Source organism: Paenibacillus sp. SRL342 (assembly GCF_984798905.1).
The window spans coordinates 1,529,966-1,542,964 of the sequence record NZ_OZ481790.1; the positions used below are offsets into that span (position 1 = coordinate 1,529,966).

The following is a 12,999-nucleotide window of genomic DNA, read 5'->3' on the forward strand; positions in this document are numbered from 1 at the left end:
GCAGCATAGAACTAGCCACAGCGGGTGTAATTTGGCTATGTTTGTGTAAATTCAACGTAAATTCTCGCAGGAATTCGTCAAAAGGACTTGAAATCATGCTTCAAGTTGAGTATCATAAAGTTGGTTGTTAGCACTGAACACTGTCGAGTGCTAATACATATGGCTACAACCTACAATGTAACGTTATATAATTTCAAAAGGAGGCTATTTTTCATGATCAGACCTTTAGGTGAACGCGTATTGGTAGAACCACTGGAGCAAGAACAAACAACTTCTTTCGGGATCGTACTCCCGGACTCCGCCAAAGAAAAACCGCAAGAGGGTAGAATCATTGCAGTTGGTGCTGGAGTGTTGAAAGACGGCGTACGTGTAGCTCTGGAAGTGAAAGAAGGAGATCGCGTTATTTTCTCCAAATATGCCGGTACAGAAATCAAATTCGAAGGTAAAGAATATTTGATTATGAAAGAGAGCGATATTCACGCGATTCTCGACTAATTCAAATTTAATCGGATAACCGAACCATATAGCACCACCATTTTCCAACAAAAACTAGGGAGGTTTTCTTAAGATGGCTAAAGACATTAAATTCAGTGAAGACGCTCGTCGCTCCATGCTTCGTGGTGTGGACGCATTGGCTAATGCAGTAAAAGTAACACTCGGTCCTAAAGGCCGTAACGTGGTTCTGGAGAAAAAATTCGGAAGCCCGCTTATCACTAACGATGGTGTAACCATTGCTAAAGAAATCGAACTGGAAGATGCATTCGAGAACATGGGTGCACAACTGGTTAAAGAAGTAGCAACGAAAACCAACGATGTTGCCGGTGACGGTACTACAACAGCAACTGTATTGGCGCAAGCGCTGATCACAGAAGGTCTGAAAAACGTAACTGCAGGCGCTAGCCCAATCGGTATCCGTAAAGGGATCGACAAAGCAGTTAAAGCTGCGGTTGCTGAATTGCAATCCATCTCCAAACCAATCGATTCCAAACAATCCATCGCACAAGTTGCAGCAATCTCTGCAGCTGACGAAGAAGTAGGCGAACTGATCGCTGAAGCTATGGAAAAAGTAGGTAAAGATGGCGTAATCACAGTAGAAGAATCCAAAGGATTCGCTACAGAGCTTGAAGTGGTTGAAGGTATGCAATTCGACCGTGGATACATCTCTCCTTACATGATCACTGATACGGACAAAATGGAAGCTGTTTTGGACAATCCGTACATCTTGATCACAGACAAAAAAATCTCCAGCACGCAAGACATCTTGCCATTGCTTGAGAAAATCGTTCAACAAGGCAAACCGCTGGTATTGATCGCTGAAGATATCGAAGGCGAAGCACTGGCTATGCTGGTTGTGAACAAATTGCGTGGTACATTCAATGCTGTAGCTGTTAAAGCTCCAGGATTTGGTGACCGTCGTAAAGCAATGCTGCAAGACATCGCTGCCCTCACTGGTGGCCAATTGATCACGGAAGAACTGGGTCTGGACCTGAAATCCGCTGTTGTGGAACAACTGGGTACAGCTCGTCAAATCCGTGTAACAAAAGAAAACACAATCATCGTTGACGGTGCTGGTAACAAATCCGATATCGATGCACGTGTTAGCCAAATCCGTACACAACTGGAAGAAACAACTTCCGAGTTCGACAAAGAGAAACTGCAAGAGCGTCTGGCTAAATTGTCCGGCGGTGTAGCAGTAATCAAAGTTGGTGCGGCTACTGAAACAGAATTGAAAGAACGCAAACTTCGCATCGAAGATGCCCTGAACGCAACTCGCGCAGCGGTTGAAGAAGGTATCGTATCCGGTGGTGGTACAGCGCTCATGAACGTATATAGCGCGGTTGCGGCTGTAGCTCTGTCCGGTGACGAGCAAACAGGCGTAAACATCGTCCTGCGTGCTCTGGAAGCACCAATCCGCACAATCGCAGCTAACGCTGGCGAAGAAGGTTCCGTAATCGTGGAACGTCTGAAAAAAGAACAAACGGGAATCGGCTTCAACGCTGCAACTGGCGAGTGGGTTAACATGATCGAAGCTGGTATCGTTGACCCTGCAAAAGTAACTCGTTATGCATTGCAAAACGCTGCTTCTGTAGCAGCAATGTTCCTGACTACTGAAGCAGTTATCGCTGACAAACCAGAACCAGCAGGTGCTGGCGGCGGAATGCCTGACATGGGCGGTATGGGTGGAATGGGCGGCATGATGTAATAAAGGTGTAAAAACCTTTAAAGCATCATGTGCCTAGCAGAGTGAATTCTCGTTACGATGTGACAAGAATTTGTGAAGCAGTCACTGATACAAATTATAAATAACACAAAAACCACTTCTTAGTAATTATTAAGGAGTGGTTTTTGTGTTGTTGAATATTGGTATAATCAAAGTCAGTATTAAGAGATATGGAGGGCATATATCATGAAACATATTAGAAAAATGATATTAGCAGTTTTGATGTCTGTTGCTGTTATTATCTTAATTTATAATTTCACTTCTGATTCCGAACGAAAATTTGTAAAAGTAAATGAAGTTAGTGATACTCCATTAACGACACTCACAGTAATCAATAATGAGGATTTCGCAGGTACTACAAATACGCATTGGTTTGATATTCCAACAGGGTTTAGTTATGTGAAAGTGAGTTTTAAAAACACGGGTTCGAAACACTTCACGTTCACGATCAATGAAGGATCTACTAGTGGAACCGCGATAACGTCTGGCAGTGTTCCAGCAGATGGAAAAGAGCATACATATTATAGTGACAAAGCATTGTCGACGGGTTCGTATTATGTAAGTACCTCTTCTGCGCAAGGGATGTCTGGCATATTGGATGTTTCTCTTGGAACTGATGTTAATTAAAGATTCGGTAATTCGCTCTAAATGCAGATTTGAAGCCCTGAGATTGAAACCTTGTTTCTATGATTTCGTATGTACTGTGATACATAGAGAGCTTATCAGCAACGACTTGAGGAGGAAATGATTTTGAGAAAGGGTACAAAGTGGACATTATGGATTCTGGGCTTGATGCTCGCTGCAATTTTTATCAACTTTTTTATGAATTTATATAGCTTTGCTTATGCACTGATTACCGTACTTATACTTGCCTTTATGGGCTGGGGATTCTTAGCAAAGTTAAAGAACGACGTTCGGCAGCATGAAGATCATCATCGAAGAGAGCACGAGTCTGCGATCGATGACATTGATCGATACACAAGATAGGTAACACATACATGATTTATCACACGTAACCTAGCTTAGATCTGATCTGATAATCTGGCCAATTGATTTATCGGCCGTTTATGGAGATTGATTTTTCAATTTTTGGTTATTTTATTGTATTGGAGGGATTTTATGAAATTATTTAAATTGCCATTGATTCTTTGTATTATATTAATTGTATCTATTTTGTCAGCTTGTGGTGCGGATGATAGGTTACACGGAAAGAGCGATAACTGGGATGTTTCTCTACAGAGATCAACAGGGAGCTATAGTATTACTTATATAGGTGATGAAAAGCGTATAAAAGATTTTGTGTTTGACCTTACCGGCAATAATATAGAACAACAGGGGAAAGCGCTTGAAGAACAAGAGGTACCATTCAGTATGTCGGGAACGGTTACTGAGGCGGAGAAAACGAAAGACCCAATTACCTTTAGAATGAGTTGGAACAATCAGAGCGAGATTGTAACTTTTGAGTAACTCTCGCATTCGGGAGGTGTTCATCATTGGTTTGGTGGCAATTACTGAATCACTCCTATAGTACTTATCACACGTCAGGCCGTTCCTTCATGGAGCGGCCTTTTTGCACAATCGTATCTCATTTCTCAACAGTTATTTTGAAAATCGAGTGATCATGATCCTGTACGCTGAAGCGATATTCCAATCCGTTGCGAACCGTCCTTCCATCAAAATCAGGCTGATTCACATCGCGATCCAATAGTCCGATATCCTGGATGACATCTTGTGCATCGTTATACGAGTACTCACTATTGGTTGTGAGAATGAGTGTGGCGATAGCAGTCAAAAGAATTCCACCTGTTGGTTTACGCGTATCACCAGTTCTGTATAACCTGACTTCCTGTATGCTCTCATCTGCATTCACTGCACCAACCAAGCGCAATTCGTCATTAAATACATACTCGAAAGAGCCAGTGCCCTGCTCGGAAGAGTCCAGTATATTCAAGCGGGTAATACTCAAACCATTCAGTCGGTATTTGCCTACAGCGCCATTAAACTTGTTTTTAAATTCATCGGCAGTCATGTGGAAGCCAGAGAGTTTAATCTGGGATGAAGGGGTCTGATCTATTTCAGACTGAGTAGAGTTCGAAGATAAAGTCAGCGTCCCATACAAACCTATTAAAGCAATCGCAAAACAGGCCGTCGTTAGAAAAATATATCTGATCGGCAACCTATTACCTTTGCGAATAGATAAGATCATCAGAATAAGAAATCCCACAAAAGTAATAAAGCCAAGAATGAAGAGAGTGGTAAACAGATATTGCAAATTCTCACCTCGTAATAGAGTAATAGCTGGTAAAAATCTTTCTTGCACCTCATTCATTATAATGTTCCCATGGAAAACTTCAAACTCTCACTACCCACTGCCCCAACAAAAAAAGCACTGCCGGCATACTGCCAGCAGTGCTTGCTTGGTGTTATACAGGTCTTACCGTAAAGGTGAAGTGATACGCGCGGTTGGCTGGCAAGGTGTATTCAGCGTGGGTACGTGCTCCCCAGCTGTCATCTCCGCCAACACCCATTTGTTTGTAATTGATGCGAGCGACAGTCTGCGTGCTTTGAGGTAATTTGTACACATGGTCGTTTGCTTCCAGTTCCTCCGGTGTCCACGGCAACGCATTAATTTCAAAGGGTATGGTGGCTTCAACATGAAGGCCAAGCTGACCATCCACTGACGCAATTTCAGCAAAGCGTACATCCGTTTTGTTACCACACTCTTGTGGTTTCAGATATGGAACAAATTGATCTCGAACCGCACCTGTGTAATAACCGAGACGTGCACTGGTCAGACGGTCTGCGTAGTTGTCATGCGGTCCTCTGCCGTACCAGGATATCGTATCCAGACTGTTATTCAGTTGCATCAGCATACCGAATTCCGGTAGATCAGGTAAGTCTACGCCTGGAATAAGGGTTTGACTGATTTCCAATATACCATCCACATCAATTCGGTATGTGATGGACAGCGTACATCCCGGATGTTGATCCCACGTATAATCGGTCGTCACGAGAATGCCTTGCTCGTCTGCATGGTGCTCGAAGCGAATTAATCTGTTGGTAGCGTGAGCATCTCTCCAGAACGCAGAACGCTCATTCAAGCGGTTCCCCAGATCATTGTCTGTCATGGCTCTCCAGAAATTTGGCCGAACAGGTGCGAGCAATTGTTCCTGATTGTTGATTTGATAGGACGTTAACGCGCCAGTGGCTGGATTGAAGCTCAAGTTGGCTTGGCCTGTAGTCACTTTCAATTCATCTTGCAGATCCTGTACCTGCAGCGCATTGCCTTGCCCTTGGTGTACCGGTTGGATTGGACGTAATCGCGGAGATACCACGAATTGATCCCAAGCAATCTCATGACCTACTCCTGCCCATTTGGTTGCCACTTTGGTAACCAGAGATACAGTCAGCACTGCTTCCTGGAACAGATCGGACGATGGCGTGTAAGGGATGCGGACTTCAGCCGATTCACCAGGAGGTACCGCGATGTCCAACGTGCCATTCTCTACAGACTTTCCATCGTGTGTTACTGTCCATACGAGCGAATATTCGCTCAGATCCGTGAACAGGAACTGGTTTCGGATGCGCAGCAGGCCGTCTTTGACATCAACGGTTTCCATACGAACGTTCTGATAACATTTCTTCACTTCTTCCAGCTTCGGTGTAACCGTCTTATCGGCCAGAATCAGTCCGTTCCCGCAGAAATTTCCATCATGAGGGGATTCACCGAAATCGCCGCCATAAGCATAATATTCTACACCATCTGCCGTAGTGGTACGAATGGACTGATCGACCCAGTCCCAGATGAAAGCACCCTGCAACACATCATATTTATCGAACAACTCCCAATACAGATGCAGACCTCCACAGGAGTTACCCATGGCATGGCTGTATTCGCAGATAATATAAGGTTTCTTCGGACCCTTCATGCGCGCGTATTGCTCCACATCTTGTGGGCTGATATACATTGTCGATTCAATATCACTTGCCGAATCAGAAGGGCGATAATGGAAGGTGCCTTCATAATGAACGAGACGGGTTGGATCGACTTGTTTCAGATAATCGTACATGGCGATGAAGTTATCGCCGCCGAAGGATTCATTACCCAGAGACCAGATAATAACAGACGGATGGTTTTTGTCCCGCTGGAACATCGAGTTACAGCGATCTATTACATTACTACGCCATTCCGGTTTACTCGCGGGAATATTGTTTTCATTCATTTCCTTTTGCCCATAGTACCAAGTACCGTGGGTTTCCAGATTCGTTTCGTCAATGACATAGAGGCCGTATTCATCACACAGTTCGTACCAGAGTGACTGATTCGGATAATGGGATGTACGCACCGCGTTAACGTTATAGGACTTCATCAGCTCGATGTCACGGATCATGTCTTCCCGCCCAATAGCCCGACCGGTATCCGGTGAAAATTCATGACGATTGACGCCTTTGAACACAATGCGTTTACCGTTGATTTGCATCAGGCCGTCCTTCAGTTCAAACTTGCGGAATCCGATCCGGCTGCGAACAGCCTCCAGTGTTTCACCCGATTCATTCTGAATGGACAGCACAAGTGTATATAGATGAGGGGTCTCGGCGCTCCATAGAAGCGGATTGATAACCTCTGCTGACAACTGGAATGAAAGTTCATCCACACCCTGGAAAGTAACGGCCGCAGTAAGGGGTTGCTTCAGTACAGTCTGCTGCTGTGCATCATAGAGCTGCGCCTGAACGGACAATCCGCTAGGGGGCTGCGCGGCATTATGGTTAAATAACTTCAGGTCCAGAAGTAGCTCCGCATCCTGATACGCGTCATCCAGTTCAGTACGAACAAAGAAATCGGCGATCTGAACTGGTGAAGGTGAATGCAAATATACACCACGGAAGATTCCGCTTAACCGCCAGAAATCCTGATTCTCCAGCCAGCTTGCATCACACCAGCGATATACCTCTACAGCGAGCTTGTTCTCACCTTCGGTCAGATACGGAGTGATATCAAATTCTGCTGGTGTGAACGTGTCTTCGCTATAACCGACCAGCTCCCCGTTCACCCATACATAAAAGGCCGATTCAACACCCTCAAAGTGCAGCAGGACAGGCCGGTCTTTCCAGTCTGCAGGAACAGTAAACGTACGGATATATGAACCCACAGGATTATAGGTTGTTGGTGCAAATGGTGGCTTCAGTTCAGGCTCACGCTCGACCCACGGATACGTCATATTTGTATATTGGGGATAATCGTAACCTTGCAACTGCCAGTTGGAAGGAACGGCGATCTCATCCCATTCACTGGCATCATAGTTGTTCTCATAAAAGGATGTAATCCGTTGCTCCGGTGTCTCCGCAAAGGCAAACTTCCACTGACCATTCAGTGATTCGTACCATGGCGATGCGCTGGAATCATTGGACAATGCTTCTGCTATAGATGGAAACGCTACCATAGAAGCATGTGCGGGTAGACGGTTTACTTGAAAAGTCTCGGGATTATTGTTCCATTCCGGGTATCCATTTGCCGGAGGGGTGTGTACCAGTTTCTTTCGCATAACAGCAACTCCTTCTGAAATGTTATAATATTGTCATTATAGAATTGAATGATGACTTAGAGAATAAAGAATATTGCCCATATGTATCACAATATGAAACTAACGATGGAGAAAGTGGTGTACTGGATGGATACCCGGATTTTTTTTGGTAAAACAGAAGAAGCTGCTCGCCTGCCGATCTATATGACCACGGTCGGTTACTGGGAACACCAATATGAAACTGAGCGTCCAGAGGGATTCCCGGATTATCAGATCCACCAGATTATTCATGGTCAGGGGAGACTGATTATACAAGAGGACGAGTATATCGTTGGACCGGGTGACGTTTTCTTTCTGTATCCTGATGTCCCGCATCGATATATGCCCATCAGTGATCGGTGGGAGCTGGCTTGGGTCTCGTTTCAGGGGAGAGAGGCCAGCCAGTTATTGTCATATGCGGGGATAACCGGCTCACGCGTATGCAGACTCAGGACAGCAACGCTGCTGCGTGGCCTGGAGCAACTTCTGGTTAGAGGAGAGAATGGAGGAGATACGGATTACGCAGATTACGATGTTGAATGCTCCAAACAATTATATGCCCTTCTGCTGGATCTGAAGCCACTACTCATCGCATCAGCCAATTATAATGATGAACTGGAGCGTTTGAAGCCTGTGCTGCGTTATATCGCAGAGCATCTGGATCGTTCACTTTCCCTGAAGGAACTGGCCGATGTGGCTGTGGTCTCTCCCCAATATTTGTGCAGGCTCTTTCAGAGGGCACTCCATACTAGACCTGTATTTTACGTGAACCAGGAACGGATCAATCGAAGCAAACAACTTATGTTCAGTGAGAGAGAGCTTCGAATATATGAAGTTGCTGATCGGGTGGGTTACGAGAATGCCAGTTATTTCTGTGCGATGTTCAAAAGGCATACAGGCATGAGTCCAGAACGTTTTCGCAAACTGCACGGGCTGAATTGAAAGTCTGAATGCTGGTATTCATTTTGAATTTTGATCTGTTATTCATCCTAATTTCAGTTTCCATTAAGGTTGGGAAGGTAAGATAAGTCCTGTAAACCCCTTCTCGTGTTAAATAGATGTGTGACTGGCCCTATCGGATTGTCCTCCGGTAGGGCACTTTTTTTCTTCATATCTTCGGTTGGTGGTATGATAGATGAATACATAATGTGTAACCAACTCTAGTGACCGGAGGATGGAATTGTGGATCACAGCTTGCACCCGTTGTTTAAACCTATTCAGATGAATGGAACGTACCCTAACAGTTATTATGTTGAGAAAATACCTGCTGCCGGTCTGATGGCTTATGTGGCCTGTTATTGGGAATCAGGATCTCTTCCGAACACATATGCGGATGTTGCTAAGAGAGAAGGTCCAGAGCGATCGATGACAACGGTACCTGCACGGGTATTGCCGGATGGTTGCACGGACATGCTGATTACATATGACCCAGTCTGTTCAGAGCACTCCTATGCTTACTGTGGCAATTATACACAGCCGTTCGCTGTGCCTGAGCCATCCGATGATGGTTCCCCTGCTGGAGACTACACCTTTGGTGTCCGGTTCTTCCCGGGTGGAGCGCATGTCTTCCATGGCATGCCTCTGGAGTGGTTTACGGATAAGCGAATTGCACTTCAGGAATGTTGGCCGGAGAAGCTGAATGAGCTTCAGGAACGGATGGCCGAAACGAATCGTTTTGCAGAGCGAGTAGAGGTTATGAATGCGTATTTGAGTCCGCTGTCGGTGCAGGCAAGTACATCTGAGAACGATCTGATGAAAAATGTGCTGCACCGTATCTTTATAGATGGGGGACGTATGAGTGTCCAAGAGCTGGCGATGCGTGAAGTGATCAGTGAACGGCAGTTGCATCGCAAGTTCTCGGAATGGGTCGGAATCAGCCCCAAGCGATTCAGTGAGGTGGTTCGTTTTCATCGTGTGCTGAGTGATATTCATCAGGGGAACACGGCAGACTGGGCAATGCTTGCCCAGAATCATGGATTTTTTGACCAAGCCCATCTGATTCGGCAATTTCGCAAGTTTTATGGAGAGACTCCGTTGACAGCAGCCAGGGAGTATGGCAGAATGTTGTCCGATTTGTACAATAGATCTGTAGCACCTTCGGTTATACTGAAGTCGTGAGAATAAAAGATAAGGGAGACATCATATATGAATGGAACATTGCAGATTCGGGATCACTTGTTAAATGAATTGGAAACAGGCGTACGGACGGGAGCTTCGTTAATTCGCTTGATCCGTTCGGAGGAGTGGTCTTATCGTCCACAGGAGAATATGCGTTCTTTGGTGGAGCTAGTGCATCATTTTATCCAGATTACCGCATCCGATCTTGCTATTATGCAGGAAAAAGGTGAAGCTGAGGTTGGTCTGGTGGAGAATAGTCTGTCGGGGATTGAGGATATCGAGAAGCTTGAAGCAACGTTATGGAGCAATTTCGAATCCTACAAAGCCTATATCACGGGATTGAGCGAAGATGACTTTTTGAATCGTTCAACGAAAGCTTTTTATATGGAACATGGTCACTTGCAGGTTCAATGGCAGATTGAAACGGTAACGCATGTATTCCATCACCGTTCGCAGCTGTATAACTATCTCAAGCAGCAGGGCCATGAACTGAACTTTTTCATGCTGTATGCGTAATTAAACTTGTTATATTTAAAGTAAGCTTAGTTGGCTCTACCGGATGGTCCGGTGGGGCCTTTTTTGCGTACAGTCGTCTATTAATCTATAAAGTCTATCAAAATTGGACATTATGACGCTGGTAATTCACCGTTGCTTTAATAGATTTCAAGCATAGAATACCGTATCAAAGCAAAAAGGAGGTGATTTCAATGGCCATCCTTTTACCACAACAGTTTTACAATCTTCCAGCCGGCGTAGGCAAGTCCTACTATGAAAACTTGGCTGGAGGTACCAATGCCAGCGCTACAGTGAACAACTTTGGACCTTTTCCAGTATCTCTCGTGATCACACGTGTTAATGCACCAGTAGTCACTTACGTTGTTCCTGTAAACAGCAGTCTTACCATTTCGGCAGGTGGAGTTCTGGTTTTTGCCTTATTAGCTAACCTTGGAGGCGCAGCTTCCGGAACAATTCAATTCGCCGTAGGAGATTTGTAATTGGTGTGAACTTGAATGGAATGGCCTCTGTCGGACATCTTGTCGGCAGGGGTCTTCTTTTTTAAAATGGATATACATAGGTTTAAAAGGGGATTTTGAGATAATAAAAGTTAATAAATTACTTGCCGCTTCCTAATTAAAATTATAAAAGAAATAACCCGCCATAGGTTGCCGTATGTAGTGGAGATCTGGCTTCACAGAATCTAGTATTTTACAATCGATATTATAAAGTAATAGATAGAATAGGTAAATTATTCCAAATGTGTGTTATAGTATATTTGGGTGGGAAATATAATATTTTGAATTTCTATGAACAAGAGGTGGAAAACAACTATGAAAAATAGAAACATAACAGGTATTGTAGTGGCCATAATTTATTGTGTTGTTCTTTATGTTTTTTTAACTGATGCCCCCCCTGGTGAAGCTCCAAATAATCCGTTTTGGATTTATTTATTGATTCCAATTGGAGCTATTGTAATTACGTCTCTTTTTGATTATGTGATCAAGTTCGATTTCTTCAGGAAAAAGAAGAAATAGAAGTAAAGAAAAAATTTCTAAAACATTTTTTGCGGGAGTTCTGCTCTCTACATCTATCTCACGACCAGCCTTTGCTCAGGATCAGGTAGATTTACCATCTTCTTTGCCAGTGTCACAAGTGGATAAAAGCCTCTTTAGATTAGTTGAAAGCACAACCAGTAATTCTGTAACTTTTACAGATGGTTCTACATTAGTTCAATATGACAATTACTATATTGCGACCGATTCAAATGGAGAAGATGAGTTGAAAATTACAAAAGTCGATGATAGCAATTAAAGTATGAAAATCTGCAAACCGGCGAAGTGAATTATGCAATCAAAAAAGTTAGACCCATTTATGAAGATCTCAGTTACGCTCCACAGGCATTAGCAGGAGATATCATGATTATACTGGATTTATTAATACTGTTTCGAAAATTCAGACTTGCCAACCTTATGGTTGTGGTACAGTAAATGAATTGTGATCTGTTAGTAATTGTAGATTGACGTTAGTTCCAACCTAGAACCCCCTTATTAAAAGATAGAAGGGGTGAAGTTAAGAAAAGATGTAAATTGAAAGTAAGAAATGAATATTGATAAAATTGTTACTCAACTTCCTCAGCTTAAATCACCTTGATATAGCTGGGTAAACCAGAAATCCATTCTTGTAGTAGACAAAAAACAGCCCATTTACACACCTTTCTTTTTTATGGTTGATCCACACTTCCATGATACCAAACAAGAGAAGTGTTTTTTTGTCACTAGAAACAGTACTGTTTAAATCTTCTTAGGCCCACAAGGGGGTTGACTCATTATTTTAAGTGCGAAAGTTGAGTAAATAATAAATGCGTATTACCTTTAAACTTTAACAGTGCCTTTATACAGGCTTGTTTACTTTGGCGGTCATTCGATTAATTTAAGGTATAGGCGGCACGCAGACTGGTGTTGGCATACAGGAGGTTAGTCGATGATGAACAGGACCATCTTATTTGAAACCAAACGGTTGGTATGTGGGACTTGGAACGAAGGAGATCGTGCGCTGGCGTTTGCATTGTGGGGCGATCATGAGGTTGCCAAGTGGATTAGCAGCAAGGGATTTCTGAGCGAGGATGAGGTAGAAGCGCGATTGACACAGGAGATTCAAAGGCAGAAGGAAGCGGGTGTGCAATATTGGCCCCTTTTTGAGAAAGAGTCGGAGGTGTTTGTCGGTTGCTGTGGCCTGCGTCCGTATTCTCCTGAAGAGGAGATCTATGAATTGGGGTTTCATCTAACCCGGGATCACTGGGGGAAAGGGTATGCCCAGGAAGCAGCGCGTGCGGTGATTGCGTATGCCTTTGACAAAATGAACGTGAAGGCACTGTTTGCGGGGCATCATCCGGATAATGAAGTGTCACGTCACATCTTGATCAAGCTGGGATTTGAGTATACAGGTGATGAACGCTATGAACCGACAGGGAAGATGCATCCATCGTATATGCTGCGAAAATAAGAAACCCCCGGCCAATGAAGGACAGGGATTGCGTGTTAGGCGATTGGGTGAGTCTTGATCCGAATACCATGTTGTTCTCAATCGGGCCTGTAGAAAGGA

The 12,999-nt window shown here is 44.1% G+C and carries 13 protein-coding genes; 11 read left to right on the forward strand and 2 right to left on the reverse strand.

Features of this window, described 5'->3' with window-relative positions:
• Window positions 1-213: 213 nt before the first annotated feature.
• The 5 genes from groES to AC4E8D_RS06830 all read left to right on the forward strand — a co-directional run bounded on the left by groES (window position 214) and on the right by AC4E8D_RS06830 (window position 3,688).
• Window positions 214-495 carry a co-chaperone GroES gene (gene groES / locus AC4E8D_RS06810; RefSeq protein ID WP_017690077.1) on the forward strand — a complete coding sequence of 94 codons (282 nt, stop codon included), beginning with the start codon at window positions 214-216 and terminating at the stop codon, window positions 493-495.
• A 73-nt stretch (window positions 496-568) separates the two neighbouring features.
• Window positions 569-2,203 (forward strand): chaperonin GroEL, encoded by a 1,635-nt coding sequence (gene groL / locus AC4E8D_RS06815; RefSeq protein ID WP_036611259.1) that lies wholly within the window; start codon window positions 569-571, stop codon window positions 2,201-2,203.
• A gap of 204 nt (window positions 2,204-2,407) precedes the next feature.
• On the forward strand, window positions 2,408-2,848 hold the full coding sequence (locus AC4E8D_RS06820) for a hypothetical protein (RefSeq protein ID WP_221819140.1): 441 nt from the start codon (window positions 2,408-2,410) through the stop codon (window positions 2,846-2,848).
• Between the two features lie 117 nt (window positions 2,849-2,965).
• Window positions 2,966-3,208 (forward strand): hypothetical protein, encoded by a 243-nt coding sequence (locus tag AC4E8D_RS06825; RefSeq protein WP_260632582.1) that lies wholly within the window; start codon window positions 2,966-2,968, stop codon window positions 3,206-3,208.
• A 132-nt stretch (window positions 3,209-3,340) separates the two neighbouring features.
• Entirely contained in the window at window positions 3,341-3,688 is a 348-nt protein-coding gene (locus AC4E8D_RS06830; RefSeq protein ID WP_221819142.1) for a hypothetical protein, read from the forward strand.
• 118 nt (window positions 3,689-3,806) lie between these two features.
• On the opposite strand, the gene AC4E8D_RS06835 is transcribed toward AC4E8D_RS06830, so the two are convergent.
• On the reverse strand, window positions 3,807-4,550 hold the full coding sequence (locus AC4E8D_RS06835; RefSeq protein ID WP_490205985.1) for a hypothetical protein: 744 nt from the start codon (window positions 4,548-4,550) through the stop codon (window positions 3,807-3,809).
• A 94-nt stretch (window positions 4,551-4,644) separates the two neighbouring features.
• Entirely contained in the window at window positions 4,645-7,764 is a 3,120-nt protein-coding gene (gene lacZ, locus AC4E8D_RS06840) for a beta-galactosidase, LacZ type (RefSeq protein WP_339182739.1), read from the reverse strand.
• A gap of 81 nt (window positions 7,765-7,845) precedes the next feature.
• On the opposite strand from lacZ, the gene AC4E8D_RS06845 reads away from it, so the two are divergent.
• The 6 genes from AC4E8D_RS06845 (at window position 7,846) to AC4E8D_RS06870 (ending at window position 12,900) form a co-directional block, all read left to right on the forward strand.
• Window positions 7,846-8,724, forward strand: a complete 879-nt coding sequence (locus tag AC4E8D_RS06845) for an AraC family transcriptional regulator (RefSeq protein WP_405131608.1) — start codon at window positions 7,846-7,848, stop codon at window positions 8,722-8,724.
• A gap of 240 nt (window positions 8,725-8,964) precedes the next feature.
• Entirely contained in the window at window positions 8,965-9,900 is a 936-nt protein-coding gene (locus tag AC4E8D_RS06850; protein ID WP_221819145.1) for a helix-turn-helix domain-containing protein, read from the forward strand.
• Between the two features lie 27 nt (window positions 9,901-9,927).
• A complete protein-coding gene (locus tag AC4E8D_RS06855; RefSeq protein ID WP_221819146.1) occupies window positions 9,928-10,416 on the forward strand; it encodes a DinB family protein in 489 nt (162 codons plus the stop codon).
• Between the two features lie 191 nt (window positions 10,417-10,607).
• Window positions 10,608-10,895 (forward strand): hypothetical protein, encoded by a 288-nt coding sequence (locus AC4E8D_RS06860; protein ID WP_101314123.1) that lies wholly within the window; start codon window positions 10,608-10,610, stop codon window positions 10,893-10,895.
• Between the two features lie 333 nt (window positions 10,896-11,228).
• Window positions 11,229-11,432, forward strand: a complete 204-nt coding sequence (locus AC4E8D_RS06865; RefSeq protein ID WP_221819147.1) for a hypothetical protein — start codon at window positions 11,229-11,231, stop codon at window positions 11,430-11,432.
• Between the two features lie 946 nt (window positions 11,433-12,378).
• Window positions 12,379-12,900, forward strand: coding sequence for a GNAT family N-acetyltransferase (locus AC4E8D_RS06870; RefSeq protein WP_221819148.1), 522 nt, complete (start codon window positions 12,379-12,381; stop codon window positions 12,898-12,900).
• The last annotated feature ends 99 nt before the right edge of the window (window positions 12,901-12,999 follow it).